The organism is Nostoc sp. (genome assembly GCF_036917615.1).
GTDB lineage: Bacteria > Cyanobacteriota > Cyanobacteriia > Cyanobacteriales > Nostocaceae > Nostoc.
This window is the reverse complement of record NZ_JBALCZ010000091.1, coordinates 259,705-279,146: the sequence shown is the minus strand read 5'-3', so window position 1 is coordinate 279,146 and position 19,442 is coordinate 259,705. Positions and strand designations below refer to the sequence as shown.

The 19,442-nt window shown below is 42.8% G+C and carries 12 protein-coding genes; 10 read left to right on the top strand and 2 right to left on the bottom strand.

The features are described 5' to 3' along the window. Positions 1-106: 106 nt before the first annotated feature. From V7K85_RS34055 to V7K85_RS34020, 8 genes are all read left to right on the top strand, one after another. Positions 107-1,588, top strand: coding sequence for an amidohydrolase family protein (locus tag V7K85_RS34055; RefSeq protein ID WP_334820758.1), 1,482 nt, complete (start codon positions 107-109; stop codon positions 1,586-1,588). 179 nt (positions 1,589-1,767) lie between these two features. Continuing rightward, complete coding sequence (locus V7K85_RS34050) at positions 1,768-2,949, top strand: acyl-CoA dehydrogenase family protein (RefSeq protein ID WP_334820756.1); 1,182 nt, start codon at positions 1,768-1,770, stop codon at positions 2,947-2,949. 248 nt (positions 2,950-3,197) lie between these two features. Next, a complete protein-coding gene (locus V7K85_RS34045; RefSeq protein ID WP_334820754.1) occupies positions 3,198-4,019 on the top strand; it encodes a class I SAM-dependent methyltransferase in 822 nt (273 codons plus the stop codon). A 306-nt stretch (positions 4,020-4,325) separates the two neighbouring features. Further along, complete coding sequence (locus tag V7K85_RS34040; RefSeq protein ID WP_334820752.1) at positions 4,326-5,633, top strand: LLM class flavin-dependent oxidoreductase; 1,308 nt, start codon at positions 4,326-4,328, stop codon at positions 5,631-5,633. A 164-nt stretch (positions 5,634-5,797) separates the two neighbouring features. Beyond that, positions 5,798-6,904 carry an aliphatic sulfonate ABC transporter substrate-binding protein gene (locus V7K85_RS34035; protein WP_334820750.1) on the top strand — a complete coding sequence of 369 codons (1,107 nt, stop codon included), beginning with the start codon at positions 5,798-5,800 and terminating at the stop codon, positions 6,902-6,904. Positions 6,905-6,941: 37 nt separating this feature from the next. Further along, entirely contained in the window at positions 6,942-7,805 is an 864-nt protein-coding gene (locus tag V7K85_RS34030) for a TauD/TfdA dioxygenase family protein (protein WP_334820748.1), read from the top strand. Positions 7,806-8,185: 380 nt separating this feature from the next. After that, on the top strand, positions 8,186-9,274 hold the full coding sequence (locus V7K85_RS34025) for a sulfonate ABC transporter substrate-binding protein (RefSeq protein WP_334820747.1): 1,089 nt from the start codon (positions 8,186-8,188) through the stop codon (positions 9,272-9,274). A 674-nt stretch (positions 9,275-9,948) separates the two neighbouring features. After that, complete coding sequence (locus V7K85_RS34020) at positions 9,949-10,995, top strand: aliphatic sulfonate ABC transporter substrate-binding protein (RefSeq protein WP_334820746.1); 1,047 nt, start codon at positions 9,949-9,951, stop codon at positions 10,993-10,995. Positions 10,996-11,017: 22 nt separating this feature from the next. On the opposite strand, the gene V7K85_RS34015 is transcribed toward V7K85_RS34020, so the two are convergent. Then, complete coding sequence (locus V7K85_RS34015; protein ID WP_334820744.1) at positions 11,018-15,814, bottom strand: PAS domain S-box protein; 4,797 nt, start codon at positions 15,812-15,814, stop codon at positions 11,018-11,020. A 12-nt stretch (positions 15,815-15,826) separates the two neighbouring features. After that, entirely contained in the window at positions 15,827-16,027 is a 201-nt protein-coding gene (locus V7K85_RS34010) for a helix-turn-helix domain-containing protein (RefSeq protein ID WP_334820742.1), read from the bottom strand. Between the two features lie 205 nt (positions 16,028-16,232). Between V7K85_RS34010 and V7K85_RS34005 the strand changes: the two genes are divergently transcribed. Together V7K85_RS34005 and V7K85_RS34000 are read left to right on the top strand one after the other, a co-directional pair. Then, on the top strand, positions 16,233-16,517 hold the full coding sequence (locus V7K85_RS34005) for a hypothetical protein (protein ID WP_334820740.1): 285 nt from the start codon (positions 16,233-16,235) through the stop codon (positions 16,515-16,517). 467 nt (positions 16,518-16,984) lie between these two features. Beyond that, on the top strand, positions 16,985-19,183 hold the full coding sequence (locus V7K85_RS34000; protein WP_334820738.1) for a CHASE2 domain-containing protein: 2,199 nt from the start codon (positions 16,985-16,987) through the stop codon (positions 19,181-19,183). The last annotated feature ends 259 nt before the right edge of the window (positions 19,184-19,442 follow it).

Sequence of the window (19,442 nt, the reverse complement as noted above, 5' to 3'; positions counted from 1 at the left end):
CCCCCTTAAAAAGGGGCAAAAAGTGGCTCACTTCCCCCCTTTTTAAGGGGGGCTAGGGGGGATCAAAAGATACACAAATCTTTTGCATAATTTAGGGTAAACTATCATGATGATCGCTCTAGACCGCCCACAAAAAACTAGGTCTGCTCAGATTCGGGAAAAACTTGGTTATCCAATCATTGACACCGATGTACATACCCAAGAATTTGAACCAGCAGTTTTGGATTATTTAGAGCAAGTTGGTGGAACTGCGCTTGTCGAACGTTTCAAAGAAAATTTACCAGGATCTTCCCGCTTTAAGTGGTATAAACAAACTTGGGAAGAACGTTTTGCTTATCGCAGCAATCGTCCTAACTGGTGGGGTCGTCCCACAAAAAATACTTTGAATTTGGCAACCATTAGCTTACCCAAGTTGCTGCATGAGCGCTTGCAAGAAGCAGGTACAGACTTTGCGGTTGTGTACCCCAACTTGGCAACATTGGCCCCGAATATCGGCAACGAAGAAATGCGGCGGGCTGTTTGTCGGGCAGTTAACCACTACCATGCTGACATTTTCCGCCCTTATAGCGATCGCCTAACACCGATTGCTGCGATTCCACTGCACACTCCCGAAGAAGGGATTGAAGAATTGGAATATGCGGTGAATGTTCTGGGACTCAAAGCGATTCAAATCCCCGGTTACGTCCGTCGTCCCATTCCAGCCTTTGAAAAATACGGCAAAGAAGTGGCTAACGAAGTGGTTTGGATTGATAACTTTGGTTTAGACAGCCAGTATGATTACGATCCATTTTGGGCGAAGTGCGTAGAACTCAAAGTTGTACCTACAACTCACGCTTCTAGCCAAGGTTGGACAACTCAGCGTTCTGTTACCAACGCCCAGTACAATCACATTAATCACTTTGCCTTTGCAGCAGAAGCATTATGCAAATCGCTGTTCTTTGGTGGAGTGACTCGCCGCTTCCCGCAATTAAAATTTGCCTTTCTAGAAGGTGGTTCAGCTTGGGGTGCTAGTCTATACGCTGATATTATTTGGCATTGGGAAACCCGCAACAAACAACATTTGTTGTCAAATAACAATCCTGCCATTATCGATAAGGAAGCATTAGTAGAGTTGTACACCCGCTACGGTGGCGAACTTGTAGATGGACGCTTAGATCAAATTGGTGACGGTTTAGGATTCCACCATCAACTATTGTCTCCAGAAAATCCAGGCGAACTTGATGAATTTGAACTAGCAGGAATTGATCAGCCAGAAGATGTGCGCGATCGCTTCTTGAATCATTTCTACTTCGGTACGGAATCAGACGATACCCGTGTATCTCAAGCTTTTAATCGTGCCGCTAATCCCTTTGGCGACCGAGTTAAAGCCTTCTTGGGTTCTGATTCTGGTCACTGGGATGTGCCTGATATCACCGCCGTTACTGCCAACGCCTACTCAATGGCAGAACAGGAAATTATTACCGAAGAAGACCTGCGCTACTTCCTCTCAATCCATCCTTTGGAGTTGTACACCAGTCTCAATCAAGACTTCTTTAAGGGTACAGGTGTTGAGAAAGCCGCAAAGGAATATCTAGCGGCTAAGGGTTAGGGACTGAATTCTTCTCAATACTTCGATGCCGCTCAGTACAAGTGCCTAATCTTTACAACGTTCCATGTTCCATTTCCTCTGTTCACTTGTAGGGTGGGTTTTGCCCACTCTACATTTCTCCTAAATTCTGTGTCTGATTGCTGCCTACTGCTGAAACAATTACTAAGGATGATTTGATTATGGTGCTAGACATTACAAAACCAAAGGACTACATTGACCTAGCAGCTTCTTTGTCCAAGAAACTTGCTCAATCCGCAGTTGAACGGGATGCCAAAGCCGGAGTTCCAGAAGAGGAAATTAATAGACTGCGTGAGAGTGGCCTGCTACCACTGATTGTGCCTAAGCAATATGGTGGAATTGGTGCAACTTGGATTGATGCCTTAAAAATTGTCAGAAAACTGTCAAAAGCAGATGGTTCAATTGGTCAGTTGTATGGTAATCATCTCAACTTGACGGCTTTGGGTCACGTTTCCGGAACGCCAGCCCAAAAGGAAAAATATTATAGAGAAACTGCTAAGAATAACTTATTTTGGGCAAACGCTATCAATACGCGGGATACTAGGCTAAAAATTAACCCAGAAGGCGATAATTTTCGGGTTAATGGTGTTAAAAGCTTTGGTACGGGAATTTCTGTTGCAGATTATCGGGTATTCTCCGCTTTGGAAGATGGCGTAGAATTGCCCTTCATATTCATAATTCCTAAAGACAGGGAAGGATTAGTTTCCAATCAAGATTGGGACAACATCGGGCAACGTCGCACTGATAGCGGTAGTTATACATTTAACAATGTTCTAGTAGAGAAAGATGAGATTTTGGGGCCACCCAATCCCCCTGATAGTGCCTTCTCAACTTTTCTTGGTATTATTGCCCAGCTAACAAAAACCAACGTTTATCTGGGAATTACTAAAGGAGCCTTCGCCGCTGCTCGTGAGTACACTAAAACTACTACTAAACCGTGGATTACATCAGGGGTAGATAGTGCTACTGAAGACCCATATATTCTGCATCATTACGGAGACTTTTGGATTGAAATCCAAGCTGCGATCGCTCTCGCTGACCAAGCAGCCGAAAAGGTGCAAGTAGCATGGGACAAAGATGTAGAACTCACTCATCAAGAGAGGGGAGAAGTAGCGATTGCAGTTTCCGCAGCCAAGGCATTAGCTACCCGTGTAGGTATAGATATAACCAACCGCATCTTTGAAGTTACCGGAACTCGCGCCACTGCAACCAAATATGGATTTGACCGTTACTGGCGGGATTTGCGAACCTTTTCCCTCCACGATCCTGTGGACTACAAATTGAGAGCGATCGGCGATTGGGTACTCAACGAACAACTACCTGTAATTACGCAATATTCTTAGGGATTGGGCATGGAGCATGAGGAAAAATTATTTGCTTCTCCATTTCCCTACTCCTTACTCCCCAATGCTCAATATTTAAGCTGTCTACTCGCTGTCTGGTAGGGTGGACGTTCTATAATCTCCACCTTACTTACCTAAATCTAAAATCCAAAATCTAAAATCCTTCGACTGAGCGACTTGTACTGAGCGTTCGCGCAGCGTCTCGTAGAGAAGTCGAAGTAAGCCGAAGTCTAAAATCCAAAATTGATATGACTCAACTAAAAACACTTCCCACTTATGATCCAAGTTTATTTGAGGGAGCCGCTGAGGGCTACGCTCAATATAGAACCAAATACCCACCTGTTGTATTCGACAAACTAGCCGAAATATTTAATCTTAATGGTCAAGGACGACTCCTTGACTTGGGTACTGGGCCAGGATTAATTTCAATTCCTCTACGAACCAGATTTGAGGAAGTTGTTGCGATCGATCCCGATCCAGAAATGATTGCCGAAGCTAAACGGCAAGCAGCAGCAGTAGGAGCAAATAATATTACTTGGTTAGAACAAGGGGCAGAGTTAATCGACTCTAGTTTAGGGAAGTTTAAGTTAGCCACTATTGGTAGAGCCTTCCACTGGATGGAACGCGAACTAGTCCTTGAGAGGCTTTATGAATTGCTTACTGATGATGGTGCAATAGCACTGCTTCAAACTGGTGATAATCCTTGGGAAAGCAATCTACCTTGGAAACAAGCTGCTGTGGGAGTAGTGAAAAAATGGTTAGGTGAAGAACGCCGAACTGGCTTACGAGGACAAGGCACTCGTAAGCCAGTCGATCCTCCCCATGAAGTCGTAATTGCCAATTCGGCTTTTGTTCGTCAAGAAGTCTATGAAGTGCCATTTGAAAAATCTTGGACTGTCGATAGCTATCTCGGTTACTTATACACTACAGCCTTTTCTCTCAAAATTTTCTATGGCGATAACGCCCCAGCATTTGAAACGGATCTTAGAGAAGCGCTATTAGCAGTTGAGCCGTCTGGACATTTTACAGAAGAACTCAAAGCTACAATCCTAGTCGCTTGGAAGCACTAGCAAAATTGAACACGAACAAGACAAAGTTTCACTCACAAGTTTCAACCTTCCACTAGCACGACATTGGAGTGGGCCTTCTCACTCCACTTCCTAAATTTTTCCCTCCTAACTATTAAATTTTCAGTTCATCAAGTTCCTTACAGGGTGGGTTATACCCACTCTATTTCCTAACTTCAAACATTACAAAAAACTATTTTTATTTATTAAAAAGTTCTCCCCGATGATCCACATGCATTACATAAGCGAATTTAACCAATTCAAAAAACTAAGCCACAAAAAACTTGAATTTTATAAGGAAGTGTCATAATGTCAAAGCAAATGCACTTGGCTGGCTTCATGCACGCTTCCCATGTTGTTCACAGTCATGCCATCTGGCGTCATCCCAAAACACATTCAGGTTTTCTCCAACCAGAGTATTATCAAAATGTCGCCCGTACTTTAGAACGCGGTAAGTTTGATTTAGTTTTCTTCGCAGATATTTTGGCGCTTCCAGATCGCTATGGCAACAGTTTTGAAACCAGTGTCAAGTATGGTACTCAAGGTGCTGTCACCCTAGATCCTGTTCTAGTTGCGACGACAATGGCTGTTGCTACCCAAAAAATCGGAGTGGGTGTAACACGTTCTGCAACATACTATGCTCCCTACGATTTAGCTAGGACATTTGCGACATTAGATCACCTTTCTAAAGGTCGAGCCGCTTGGAATGTTGTCACCTCTAGTGGTGATGGTACAGCCCAAAATTTTGGTATAGAAAAACATTTAGAACATGACACACGTTACGATCGCGCCGATGAATTTATCGAAGCTACCTTTAAACTTTGGGATAGCTGGAAAGAAGGTGCATTAATTTTAGATAAAGAAAATGGAATTTTTGCCGATCCTTCTAAAGTTGATTACGTTCACCACTCTGGAAAATGGCTCAAAACGAGAGGGCCTTTAACAGTTCCTCGCACCCCCCAAGGTCGTCCAGTGATCATCCAAGCCGGTTCTTCTGGACGTGGTAAAGAATTTGCGGCTCGTTGGGCAGAAACCATTTTCACATCTCCACTCACACCCGCTGATATGAAAACTTTCTACAAAGATGTGAAATCGCGGATGGGAAAATATGGACGTGATCCAGAAGATTGCAAAATTTTACCAGCTGTAGTGCCTTTTATCGGGGAAACAGAAAGTATTGCTAGAGAAAAACAAGCACTACACCATGAATTAGTTCACCCATTAGTAGGTTTAGCCTCTCTATCTAATGCCCTGAATTACGATCTCTCGGAATTTCCCTTAGATAAGCCTTTAAGTGAATTAGAATTTCGCGAAGGTGGTCAGAGTATGTATGACCAAATTTTGAAGTTGAGCCAAGACCAAGGTTTAACTTTGGGAGAAATTGGGAAACGTTACGGTCAAAGTCGTTTAGTTTTACAAATTGTTGGTAGCCCTACTCAAATTGCTGACCAACTCCAAGCAATCTTCCAAGATGAAGGCGCTGATGGTTTCGTGATTTCACCAGCTTATATTCCTGGTGCATTTGAAGATTTTGTGGATTTAGTAATTCCAGAATTACAACAACGGGGATTATTTCGTAAGGAGTACACTGGCAATACATTGCGAGAGCATCTATGACTAAAAAGTCTAAATTTCCAATAAAATTCAGTTCCACAAAATTAAGACTAAAAATATCCAGTTTTCTCAAGAAATTACATTTAATCATGAGTTATTGTAGTTATTTAATTCGCAATTAATCATAATTGTTCTGACCACCTAGAAGAGAATAAATAAAACAACTTATGTCATCTTTAAAAGCAAAGTTTGAATTCAGGAAAAGCCAGAGAACAACACGTCGTTCTTTGTTGTTTACTCTAGGCTACTGCTTAATGCTATCGACGACCCTATCAAGTTGTAGTCAAGCACAAAATAACACTCAGCAGTCGGCAGCTTCCCCTGAGTCGGTAGCTTCATCTAGCATTACAGAGAAGTCAACTGAGAAGCAAGTAGTGCGGATTGTCCGTTCAAAACAACTTACCGCTTTAGCAGTTTTAGAAAAGCAGGGTTCCTTGGAAAAGCGATTAGAGCCTCTGGGTTTTAAAGTACAGTGGCCTGAGTTTGCGGCTGGCCCACAACAGCTAGAAGCCCTGAATGCAAATGGATTGGATATCGCATCTACAGCTGAATCGCCTCCTGTATTTTCCCAAGCAGCAGGAGTGCCTATTGTTTATCTAGCTACTACACACCCTAGTGGTAAATCTATTTCACTTTTAGTTCCTGTAAACTCTCCGATTAAAAGTGTTGCCGATCTGAAAGGCAAAAAAGTGGCTTTCCAGAAAGCCTCCATTGGCCACTACCTATTAGTTAAAGCATTAGAAAATGCGGGACTAAAACTGAGCGATGTCCAATCAGTTTTTTTAGCACCAGCAGACGCAAATGCGGCATTCAGTCAGAACAAGGTAGATGCTTGGTATATTTGGGAGCCATTCGCTACCAGAAATGAACAAAATAAAATAGCTCGTGTTTTAGCAGATGGTGGTAAGTTGCGGGATACTGGCAACTTTTACTCAACCTCACGCCAGTTTTATCAGGCTCATCCTGACGTGATCAAAGTGTTTTTAGAGGAACTAGAAAAGGCAGAAATCTGGACTAAGGATCATCCTAAAGAAGTAGCACAACTGCTTGCTCCTGTAACTCAGCTAGATCCACCGACTCTAGAAATAATGCATAAGAAATATGATTATGGGCTAGTACCAATTACTGAGAAAACCATTATTAAGCAACAGGAAGTTGCAGACAAGTGGTACAGCTTAGGACTTATCCCCAAGAAGGTGAATGTTAGAGACGGGTTTTTGACACCTGAAGAGTACGCCAAAATTACTCCCTCAGAGGTGTTAGCGAATAAGTAGTTATTCCCAAGAAGAAACTAAAATACAGGAGAATGTTATGCCTAGCTCGACTTTGACAGAGGTTAAAATCAGGTCTATTGATGCTCCTTTGGGAGCCATAGTTACCGATCTTGATGCCAGTCAGCCTATTGCACCTGAAGTCATATTACAACTTAAGAAAGCTCTGCGCGATCGCCATATCTTGATCTTCAAAGACCAAAAGCTCTCTGATGAACAGCTTTTGAACTTTTCGTTATACTTTGGCGCACTCTTTGTACCATCTGATGAGACTCCAGTATTGGCTTCTAAACCAGGAGAAACTCCAGTGGTTATTCCGATTTCCAACGTCGATGGTGGCTATACTGGTACTGGAGAACTAACTTTCCATTCTGACCACAAATGGACTCCCACCCCATCTAGTGGTTCGCTTCTTTATGCTTTGGAAATACCTTCTCAAGGTGGAAATACTTATTGGTTAAATACCAATTTGGCCTATGAGGCGTTAGACGAAACCACCAAAGAACAGATTGCAGATTTACAGTTAATTACCTACAACCCATTCTTGCGAGACCGGAATGCACCCCGCTCTTTATATCGTTTAGACAAGAATATTCCCTTAATAAGTCCTATCTTTCCCCATCCTCTAGTGCGGACACATCCTGATAGTGGCAAAAAGCATCTTTACTTAGATGCTGCTACGGAAGTAGAAATTGTAGGGTTAGAGCCTGAAGAAGGATCTAAACTGATTGAACAGTTGCGTCAGCATTTGAATCAGCCCCGATTCTACTACCAACACAAATGGTCTGTAGGCGATATTGTCTACTGGGATAATCAAGCTACCTTGCATTATCGTCAAGCATTCGATCCGAATGAGCGACGGGTATTGAAGCGGGTTAGTCTTGCAGGTAGTCGTCCCTTTTAGTCTCTATATCTGAAGTAGAGATGCAAGAAATTGCGTCTCTAAAAAATCACAATTATAAGTAAAAATTATCTACCAAAATTTATAAATTAGATAAAAAAAATTTAAGCTATTAAATAAAAATATTTTCACAAAATCCGCTAAATAGTATTTTAAACATCTTCAAAAACTAAAAAAAAGTTTATTATTTTTTATAAACTATATTGGGCTAAGCTATATTAATACATCTTGCCATTTAGAATAAAAATAGTGTTTATAAACACTTCATCAAAATCAAATAATAGATAAAATTAAGACGTAAATTATTAAAAAATATCAAAGTTATATTTAATATCTGAGTAATTCTATTTAAATCAGAGATTAGGTTAACCTGGAGGTGCAAAATGTTTAGCAATCCCGTAAAAATTAAGTCAACAAAAATCACAAAAGTAGCATTATTTGTAATGCCTGGTTTTTTGGCTTTATCCACTACATTAATAAGTTGTACGTCAACCAGCGATAATACAAATACTGCAACTGAACCGAAGGCAGATGTAGCAGCAGCAAAAACGATTACTTTTAGAACAAAAGTGCTGCGAATTGGGTATCAAAGCTCTGGTGATTTAGTTAGAGTGACAGGAGTTTTAGAAAAACGTTTAGAACCTCTGGGTGTCAAAGTTGAATGGGCGCAATTTGCCCAAGGGCCGCAACTCATGGAAGCGATGAATGTCGGTAAAATTGATATTGGATCAGTTGGAGAAACTCCTCCCATTTTTGCTCAAGCTGCTGGTGCAAGAATCGTCTATCTTGCTGGTAGACGAATTACTGCTACTTCCGGAAAAGGGAGTGCAATCGCAGTTCCTAAAGGTTCTCCAATTAAGACTTTAGCTGATATCAAAGGACAAAAAGTAGTTTTTCAAAAAGGTTCAGCTTCTCACTATTTTATCATCAAAGCTTTAGAAGAAGTTGGCTTAAAATACAGTGATATTACAGTCTTAAGTATGCCTAATGTCGAAGCCCGTGGTGCATTTATTCAGGGAACTATTCCAGTTTGGGTAACTGGTGATCCTCACTTAGCTTTAGTAGAAAAACTCTACGGTGCGCGTGTGCTGCGAAATGCCACAAATATTGGTACTCCAGGTGGATACTATGTAGGAACACGCGAGTTTGCTAAGGAAAATCCGGAATTACTTCGGATTATCTTGGAAGAGATTGATAAAAACGGTCAATGGGCAGAAGCAAATCGTAAAGAGGTAGCCAAACTAATAGCACCCGTACTTAAAATTGATCTACCCATTCAAGAAATAATTTCTGGACGCGCTAATTATCGACTTAAAGGAATTACTCCAGAGTTGATGAAAGCTCAACAAAATGTGGCAGATTTATTTTATAACGAAAAAATCTTGCCTAAAAAGATTGATGTTCAGGAAGCACTACTCACACCTAAAGAATATGCAGCTATCACTCCACCAACACTTATAAGTGAAAAATAGAGACTAATCAGATATGAAGTCTAGGGACTGGGGACTGGGAATTGGGGACTAGGAAAGAGTTTTCCAATACCCAATCTTGAATCCTTTTAAATGCTTCATGCTAAACAAGCCTAATTGACGAAAAGCCACTTTTTCTAAACCTCAAGACTTGATTTTTGAATGAATGCGAATCATTCGATAAATAGCTAAAAATATCGCTAAGTTTTTTCAAACCAATTAGAATACCAATTTACTAAACCCAAAAAGAGATTTGTTGAATTAGTACAATCTCAAGTTTTAAGACTAAATTGGTGTTCTATAAGTTTGATATAAAAACTTCCAATCATCTTACTTGATGAAAGAAAGACTGACAACGCTCAGTTTTTTCAAACCAACTATAATACCAATTTACTAAATCCAACAAAAGATTTTCTCAATTATAGGACTTACGCAAAATATCTCTCAAACTCTGATTTCTGCGTGCCCTGTGTGCCTCTGCGGTAGCCTGCGGCAAGCCGCTTTGCGTCTACGTTATTGGTAACTCGTGCGTAAGTCCTAAATTAGTGGAATATCAAGTTTTAATACTGAATTGGTGTTCTAGGAGGTTGACAAAACAACTTCCAATTATCTTACTTGCTGAAAGTAAGTAAGACTGACAACTTAAAAGCTAAAACTTACGAGGAAAATTGCAACTCATGAACAAGCCATTTCAACCACAACGCCGCACAGTTTTAAAGCGTATTGTCCAATATTCAGCACTAGGACTGTTTGCTTTATTATCTCCCTTTGTGAGTAGCCTTGTGCAAAGCACCCAAGCGCAGACAAACGAATTTAATGCCAAAGTAATTAACTTGGCCTATCAAAGTTCTGGTGATATTGTCAAAGCCAGAAAAGTTGTTGACCCACGTTTCAAAGCATTGGGTGTAACCGTGAATTGGGTTGGGCCATTCGCAGCAGGGCCGCAATTGATCGAAGCGCTGAATGCAGGTAAGGTGGATATCGGTAATGTCGGAGAGACACCTCCAATATTTTCCCAAGCTGCAAGCGCAGCCATCCCTGAAGTTGTCTATATTGCTGGACGCACGCCCACCGATGGTACAAACCAAGGTATTGTGGTGAAAGCTAATTCTCTGATTAAGAAAGTAGCGGATCTTAAAGGTAAGAAAGTTGCTTTTCAGGTAGGGTCGAATGCACAGTATTTACTAGCAAAAGCTTTGCAAGAGGTAGGGTTAAAAATTAGCGATATTCAAATCGTTGCTTCAACTCCATCTGGAGCCCGCGACGCCTTTATTCAAGACAAGGCTGACGCCTGGGTGGGTGGCGATCCGCTTTTAGCTGTTGCGGAAAATACTATCCCGATTCGGGTTCTGAGAAATGCAGCAAGAATTAACACTCTAGGCGGGTTTTATATTGGCAGGCGTCAATTTGTTACCCAAAATCCGCAATTGGTGCGAGTGTTTTTGGAGGAAGCAGAGAAGGTAGGAGAATTTGCTGAAAAAAACCCAACCATAATTGCCAACGATTTAGCTCCTGAACTGAAATTAGATGTATCAATTGTAGAAAAGGTGGTACGCCGTAGTCGTTATAGATTGAGAAGAATCACACCTGCGATCATTGCCCAACAGCAGAGTGTTGCTGATTTTTATTTTGAACAAAAAGCTATCCCCCGTAAGATAGATATTAGACAAGCGATTCTTCCTACTTTAGTAGATAAAGCGATCACACCTGATAATATCAAGTAACGGTAAACAGGTAGAGAGAGGTTTATTCAGCTATTAAGTTGGCGATCGCATCTACTAACTCGGCTGGCTCTACTGGTTTGGCAAGATGCTTGTCAAATCCGGCTCCTAGTACCTGCTTGGCGTTAATTTCTCCAGCATAGGCGGTAAGTGCGATCGCCCGAATTTGTCCTCCTTGCTCTGGTGGCAGCGTTCTCAACTGTCGCATGAACATGCATCCATCCACTTCTGGCATCCCAATGTCGCTTAAAAGTATATCTGGCAAGGATTGGGTTAAAGCGGCTAGGGCTTCATCTGCTGATGTTACTGCTGTCACATTTGCCCCATACTGCTCTAGTAAGAAGACAATAAATTCTCGCGTATCTACATCATCATCCACTACTAAAATTTTGACGCCATTTAAATTTGAGGATGGCTCAGAGTCGTTACTTTGGTGTTTAATCTCTGATTGATTTTGGATCAGCGGCAGTCTGACGGTAAAAGTTGCCCCCTGATCTTCGCCCCCGCTTTCTACCTGAACTGTCCCGCCATGCAGTTCGACTAAGTGACGGACGATCGCTAACCCTAACCCCAGTCCACCAAATTTTCTGGTGGTGCTGCTGTTCTCTTGGCGAAAATATTCAAACACGTAAGGTAGGAAATCAGGATCGATGCCTTTCCCTGTGTCGCTGACTGTGATTTGAACATAAAATATAGGGTTTAGCATCGGACTATTTTCTGTTTCCTGTGCCCTGTGCCCTATACCTTTTACGCTTTCCAATCGGATATCCACCTGTCCTTCCACAGGTGTAAACTTAATTGCGTTTGAGAGTAGGTTCCAAACGATTTGCTGCAATCGGTTGGAGTCACCTAAAACTTGCCCCAAATTTGGTTCCAAGCTGATGTGCATCTCAATTGACTTAGCTTCTGCCGATAGCCGCACTGTCTCCATTGCTGCTGAAATCACAGATGTCAGATCAACTGGATAGATATTCAAGCTAAGTTTACCTTGTAAAATCCGAGAGATATCCAGCAAGTCTTCAATCAATTGAGCCTGTAACTTAGCATTTCGCTCAATAGTCTTCAGCGCTTGAGGGATTGTCTTTTCATCAAGTTTTTTGGTTTGGAGTAGCTTTGACCAACCTAAAATTGGGTTGAGTGGCGATCGCAACTCATGAGAAAGGACTGCAAGAAACTCGTCTTTAATCCGGTTGGCGTTTTCTGCTGCTTCCCTTGCGGTTTGCTCTGCCTCGTATAGGCGGGCACGTTCCATCGCTTGAGCGCACTGCTGTGCTAGTGCTAGGATCAAGGCTTGGTCATCCTGATTAAACTCTTGAATCTCTGCAAAAGCTAGAGACATTCCACCTATGGCTCGTGCCTCGATGATTAATGGAATCGAAATCCAAGCTCCGTAGTTATACTGAGCATACTCCTGAGCAAGATGTGAGTAACGAGCCACCCTTGTTGTTGTTGGCTCTTGCCAGATCGGCTTTTTGGTTCGGACTGCTTGTGCCAGTGGCGCTGATGCATTAATAGAGAATCGACGCCATGAATCTACCGTTTCCTCTTGATAACCTACTGCACGGACAATTTCTAGTTCAGTGCCGCTTTTAGTCAGTAATGCTACTAAAGCAGAACTAGCTCCCAAAGCTGCCATACCTTGTTCTACAACTACTTCAGCGACTTGTGCCAAAGAGAGAGATTCAGAAAGTGCAGCGGTAATGGCTTGCAGACGGGCAGTGCGAGATACTGCGCGTAAAGCCGCTTGTTGAGATTGCTGTGCTTCTGTGTAGAGTTGGGCATTATCAACAGCGATCGCCGCCCGACAAGCCAACTCCTCAGCTAACATCAGGCTTTTGGTGTCGTAGGGATGACCTGAAGAAGATAGCAGAGTCATCGCTCCTAGCACCCGTCCCCGAAGGATAAGCGGTACACTCATGCTAGATGTAGGATTTAGTTCTTGCAAGATTTTTTGGTGATCGGCGTTGTGGGTTGGCACTTGCATCTGTTGATCAGAAATAAAATGAGTAATTTGTGACTTGCCTGTGCGTATTACCTCAGCAATACCATCTGTTTGTATCAAATCAGGCGGATAATTTTGTAACTGTTCTACCAATTCTTGTTTCCCTGGATTGGCATGAACTGCTGCAAGGCGGCGGACTGATTGATTGTCACAAATAATATCAACTAAGCACCAATCCGCTATTTCAGGCACTGCTAAACGCGCTAAACTGGCTAAGGTTGTCTCGTAGTCCAATGATCCAGCCAAAATCCCACTAGCTTCAGCTAGAAAACGCTGCTGTTCCTCCACCTGCTTGCGCTCAGTAATATTTCGCGAAGACGCCTGCATATCTAAAATTTGTCTAGTTTGGCGATCGCGAATCGCTCGAAGAGTTGTTTCCAACCAGATATAATGTCCGTCTTGGTGACGAGCACGGTGAGTAATAGTACAAATATCTGGTAAATTGGCATTGATTGGGTAATTCTTGGCAATTTGTGCCAAATCGTCAGGGTGAACTAACTGATAGCTCAGACGACCTACTAGTTCCTCTGGTTGATACCCCAGTACTGTGTAGCAAGCTGGTGAAATGTACAGAAGAATTCCATCTACTGTATGGCGGGAAATAATATCAGTTGAATTCTCAGCCAGCAGCCGAAAACACGCTTCACTCTCGCCCAGTTTTGCTTCTGAGAGTTTGCGTACATTAATGTTACGTAAATAAACTGATAACCCTGTGGGTGAAGGATAGGCGCGAACCGCAAACCATGCATCAAAGGGTGGGTAATAATCTTCAAGCTCAAGCGGCATTCCTAGAGCAACTGCCCTTTGATAAAGCTGACCAAAGCTAGTAGCAGCCAGATCTGGGAACTCTGACCACAAATTTTTTCCTAGCAGCTCCTGGCTGCAACGCCCCAGAGCTCTGCTTCCCTGATGATTGAGGTAGGTGAAGCGCCACTCACTGTCAAAGGCAAGAAAGCCGCAAGTGATCCTCTCCAAAATTTCAGTAACTTGCTCTTTGGCATCCTCAGCCTCAACACGAGCCGCTTGCTCCCGCTCAAACAGTTGTTCACGTTCGACTTCTGCTTGCTTGCTATCGGTGATTTCTTCGCAGATTGCACCTACCCAAGTAATTTCATTGGGTAGTTTAATCGGATAATAATTTACCGACCAATACCGCTGCTTTCCAGGCGCAGCGGGTGTCTCTCCACTGGCCTCTTGGGCAATAGATTCTCCCGTCTCGATCACATGGCGGAAAGCTTCCATTACCGTAGAATCTAACCCAGGTAGTAGTTGGGCGACAGTCTTTCCGATATGCACCTCTTGGGGAAAACCATTAATCTCAGCTAAAGCCTCATTCAATCGAACGTATCTGAATTTCTCATCCCATAGACCAATACCTATAGGTGCGTTATTGAAGAGGGTATCAAGCAGAACGTTAGCTTCAATCAAGCGAGTCTGCTCTGTTTTCAGTAGCGCCAGTAGTCGCTCACGCTCTTCCTCAGCCTGCTTGCGTTCGGTAATATCCACACACATTCCTATCCATTCGCGGATTTCACCTGTTTCGTCGAGTATAGGCACACCGCGTATAGCCATGTAACGGTATTCGCCGTCATGCCGCAAAACACGATACTCGGCAACTGCAACGCTGCGTGTCGGAAATGCCTGTTTCCAAATTGCCACCATCGAGGAACGATCTTCTGGGTGCAGTGCCTCAACCCAACCCCATCCTTTGTATTGTTCGGGACTTTGCCCTGTGAACGCCTGCCAAGTAGGAATATCGTCAACAACGTTGCCCCGAGGTGCCGCCCTCCAGACGATCGATGCGCTTGCTTCTGCCAGTGAGCGGTAGCGTGCTTCACTATCACGCAGCGCAGCTTGCTGTTCGCTCAAATATTGCCGCAAATCTGTAACCTCTTCAGCTTTCAGGTGATCAATAACAATGGTAAAGTCTTCCTCGCCAATCGAGACACCTGGGGTTTCAAAAATCCGGCGATATTTTTCCTGGCTTTGTTGCAGTAACGACTCGGTTTGCTTCTGCTCGATCAACTGACCAATTTGAGTGGCGATCGCACTGAGCATTTGGAGTAAATTAGTCTCAGGCTCTGAAATTTTGTCGCTGAAAAATTCCATAACACCTAAGATTTTATTACCCAGCCGAATCGGAAATCCGATGGCGGCGGCAAAAAAATTCTCGTCTGGGGCAAGTTCTGAAATCCAAACAGGTTGACCACTTGCCAAAATTTGACCGGGTAGGCCTTCACTAAAAGCAATTGTGTGCTGGTTGAATGGTTTTTTTTCCAAGTCAGATGAATACCAACTACTCATGCGGTGCAGAACATGAGCTTCATCGTCTACACTCCAGATGATCCCAGCTTGCCATTCTAAACTTTCGCACAAGGATTGGAGAATAGCTGGAACTGCATTTACAAGCGTAGTCGCCTCAGAGAGGATGTGGGCGATCGCATACTGTGCAGTTAGAAGTTGTTGGCTGCGTTTGCGCTCAGTAATATCTGTAATTAAGATTGATACGCCAGTTTCTGAGGGATAGACGCGATTTTCCAACCAGCGATCCCATTTTGGCTCTAAATACTCAAAATGTACTGTAATTTTTTCACTAACAGCGCGGTGCAGTTCAGTGTAGAGTCGGCTATTAACTGTGTCAGGAAACTCCCAAATACTCTTGCCTAAGAAGTCTTCCTGATTTATCCCAGTTAGTTCAGCTAGCTTGTCATTAACGTAGGTGTAGCGCCATTCACGATCCAATTTGACAAAAGCATCGCTAATCCTAGCTAAGACCTGTTCAACGTCTTGGGTGATGCTTGCTGGAACTTCAACAGTCACAGTCTCTGCTCCTCATTTTTGAAAGTATTTGGCTAAAAGCGCCTCACCGGGTTCTGCCATCTGGTGTAATAGCTCTTCAATTTGTTTCATAGCCAGTGGCGAAGGTCGTGTCCGTCCGTTTTCCCATCGGTTTATAGTGTGGAACGAAACCCCTAACATCGTTGCCAGTTTTACCTGTGTAAGTTTGAGGCATTGCCGAATCTTACGAACCAACTGTGCAATGGCTGTTCGATTACAGGCATCAGGAAAATATATTTTTATTTTTCTAGCCGATATTTGGAATATAGCATCTGCTATAACTCTGACTGCATCTATCTAGGGCTATAGAGGTTGTAAGTTAGTAATTATATACTACATCAACTTTTATGCAAGCTATTTAAGCTAGTAATAGAGTTGTTTCAGTCTAGAGGATCAAAATATGAAGGTTTGGCTTGCCTGCTTTTTGGTGCTGTTTGCCTTGGCGGAACTGTTTGACTGGTTGCAAGAATTTAATCTGCCATTACCTATCTATATTTTGGGTGGCGCTTTTTTAGCTGTTGCTTCTAACTATGAGCAGATTTTCGGCTCCTATTTTGCTGATCCGAGTATCGAAGCATCACTCGAACAACCCCAGTTAGATTCACTAACCCCATCTACTAATCCTATTACTTTACCAGTTGCCAGTTTTGTTGAAGATGCTCAAACTTCTCTTACAGATGATTAGCCGCATAGCATCTACGCATTCGGCTTTGCCATTCTTGCAGGGTAGCGTCGAGTCAAATGATTTTGGATTTTGGACTTCGGCTACGCTCAGTCGAACGATTTTGGATTTTGGATTGAACCTGACCACAAGGGTACGGGGTAAGATGATTTTAAATTTTGGATAATGGAATTGTTCCGCCTACTAGGGGTGGGACATAAACCGAAATAATTTTTAATTCTTTAATCTAAAATCTCAAATCGTTCGACTGAGCGACTTGTACTGAGCGTTCGCGCAGCGTCTCGTAGAGAAGTCGAAGTAAGCCGAAGTCTAAAATCTAAAATTGGCACGGTTAAGAGACATCGCCTCGAACCAGCAAGTAAATTGCTACATTAAATAGAAGCTCAGGTTGATTAGCTTTTAACCTGGAGTCCGAAAATTAACTTCTGCGCCTGCAACATCTACCCAATTCAGGCTACCGCCGCAACGCCGTGATTAGTGGACTATTAGAAAAACTCCGTGTCCCCTTTGTGAAAGTTCAGGATTCCCGTAAAACTTCCAAGAGCAAAAGCTGGCTGCAAATCATTTTGGTTACCAGTGTAGGAGTCACCGCCTTTATCTGGGGAATTCGGGAACTCAAATGGTTGCAGCCTTGGGAATTAATAGTTTATGATCAGATGTTGCGATCGCGTCCGATAGAAGAACCTGATAAGCGGATTTTGCTGGTAAAAATTACTGATGACGATCTCAAACGAGAGAAATGGACTCTCTCAGATCGGACAATCAATCAGCTGTTAAACAAAATAGAGTCTTATCAACCGCGAATTGTTGGTTTATATCTTTTTAAACCAGAAGACAACAATTTGGCAGTAAAGGAGCAAAATCAAGATAACATCATCAGCACCTGCTTGTTCAGCAGCTTGGGTAGAGATGAAATTCCACCACCACCCAATTTTCCTATAGATAATGTTGGGTTTAGCGATGTGGTTGCTGATCATGAAAACGACCAAATTCTCCGCCGCAGTTTGTTATTTGCTTACTCTACAGACAAGAAATGTACAACATCATTTGCATTTGGTGCCCTAATCGCAATTAATTATCTGGAAAAACAAGGTATTGAATACCAGTTTACAAATAAAGGAGAATTTAAATTAGGTAAAACCCTCTTCCCGCGTTTACAAGCTAATTCCGGTAGCTATCAACATCTGGATGCAAATGGCTATCAAATATTATTAAATTACCATGACCCCAACAGCCTCGCCGACCAAGTAACCCTCTCACAAATCCTCAGTGGACAAGTCAGCCCCAGTTTATTTAAAGACCGTCTTGTAATTATTGGCACAACAGCAGCTGATCTCTCTCCAGGTGGCTTTTATACGCCTTATAGCACTTTACCAGATCAACCAGCCAGAATGCCTGCTCTGTTGATTCATGCACAGATAGCAAGTCAACTCATCAGTACAGTGTTGGATGGGCGACCTCTAATTTGGTATTGGCCCGACTGGGCGGAACTTATTTGGGTGTGGGGCTGGTCGCTCTTAGGTAGTATTTTAGCATGGCGGTGGCAAAATCCTTTGCTGTTGCTAGTGGTGGGAGGGACAACTCTACTTGGCTTAGTAGGAATCTGCGTTGCTTTGTTTTTTCAAGCCGGATGGGTGCCGTTAATTCCTTCTGCTCTTGCTTTGGTGATTAGTAGTATCAGCGTTATAGCTTATACTAGCTACCAAAATCAGAGACAAACTCAGGTGATTATTCTGCAAGTTGAAAAACAACAAGAAGCGATCGCCCAATTAAATGTACTCTTAGAAGATAAAACAGTAGCTCCCGATTCGTCTGTTGACTTTCCTCCCCCAGTTGATTCACCAGAAATAAAATCAGGTGATTTGCTTTTGAGTGGACGCTACAAAATCTCTCAAACTCTGGGTACTGGTGGATTTGGTCGTACTTATTTAGCAGAGGATACTCAACGACCAGGTAATCCTACTTGTGTAGTGAAAAAGTTAATGCCAGCCCGTCAAGATACACGATTTTTGCAAGTTGCTCGCAGGTTATTTAATAGTGAAGCTGAAATTTTAGGATCTTTGGGTAAACATCATCAGATTCCCGAACTACTTGCTTATTTTGAAGATGACCAAGAATTCTATTTAATTCAACAATATATCGAGGGACATACCCTAAGTGAAGAATTACCACCTGTGCAGCATGTGCAAAATGAATCATTTGTGATGGAGATGTTCAAACAAGTTTTAGAAGTTCTAGAATTTGTTCACCAGCATCGAGTGATTCATCGTGATCTCAAACCGACTAATATTATTAGATGCGCTCAAGATAATCGGCTGGTATTGATTGACTTTGGTGCAGTCAAATTGATGCAACCGCCGAGTAGTGAGCAAACAGAATTAGCCACAGTAGCCATCGGAACGCGAGGTTATGCACCTCCAGAACAATTTGCCGGTCATCCCCGCCTATGCAGTGACATTTACGCTTTAGGAATGATTGGCATTCAAGCCATAACTGGGATACCACCGCAAGAACTCCACCCAGATCCAGAAACGGGTAATGTGATGTGGCGGCAAACAGCGCCAGTCAGCGAAGAATTAGCGGCAATTTTAGATAAAATGGTTTGCTATCATTTTAGCGATCGCTATCAATCAGCCGCCGCAGTTTTACAAGATTTGAAACGGATGTAGCCCTGGCGATTAGAAATCAATACGGTTCGGTTAACGTGTTTATTCCTCGAAGATCCCCCCAACCCCCCTTAAAAAGGGGGGCTTAAAACCCTCTTTTACCCCCTTTTTAAGGGGGTCGCCGTAGGCGGGGGGATCTTAACCGAACCGTATTGAATTATAAATGGTCTGGTGCTAAGTAGTCAGACAGAATTAATTACACAATGTCATTGCCAGCGTTGGCGCAGCCTCTCGTAGAGAAGCGAAGCAATCCCAACTGCAA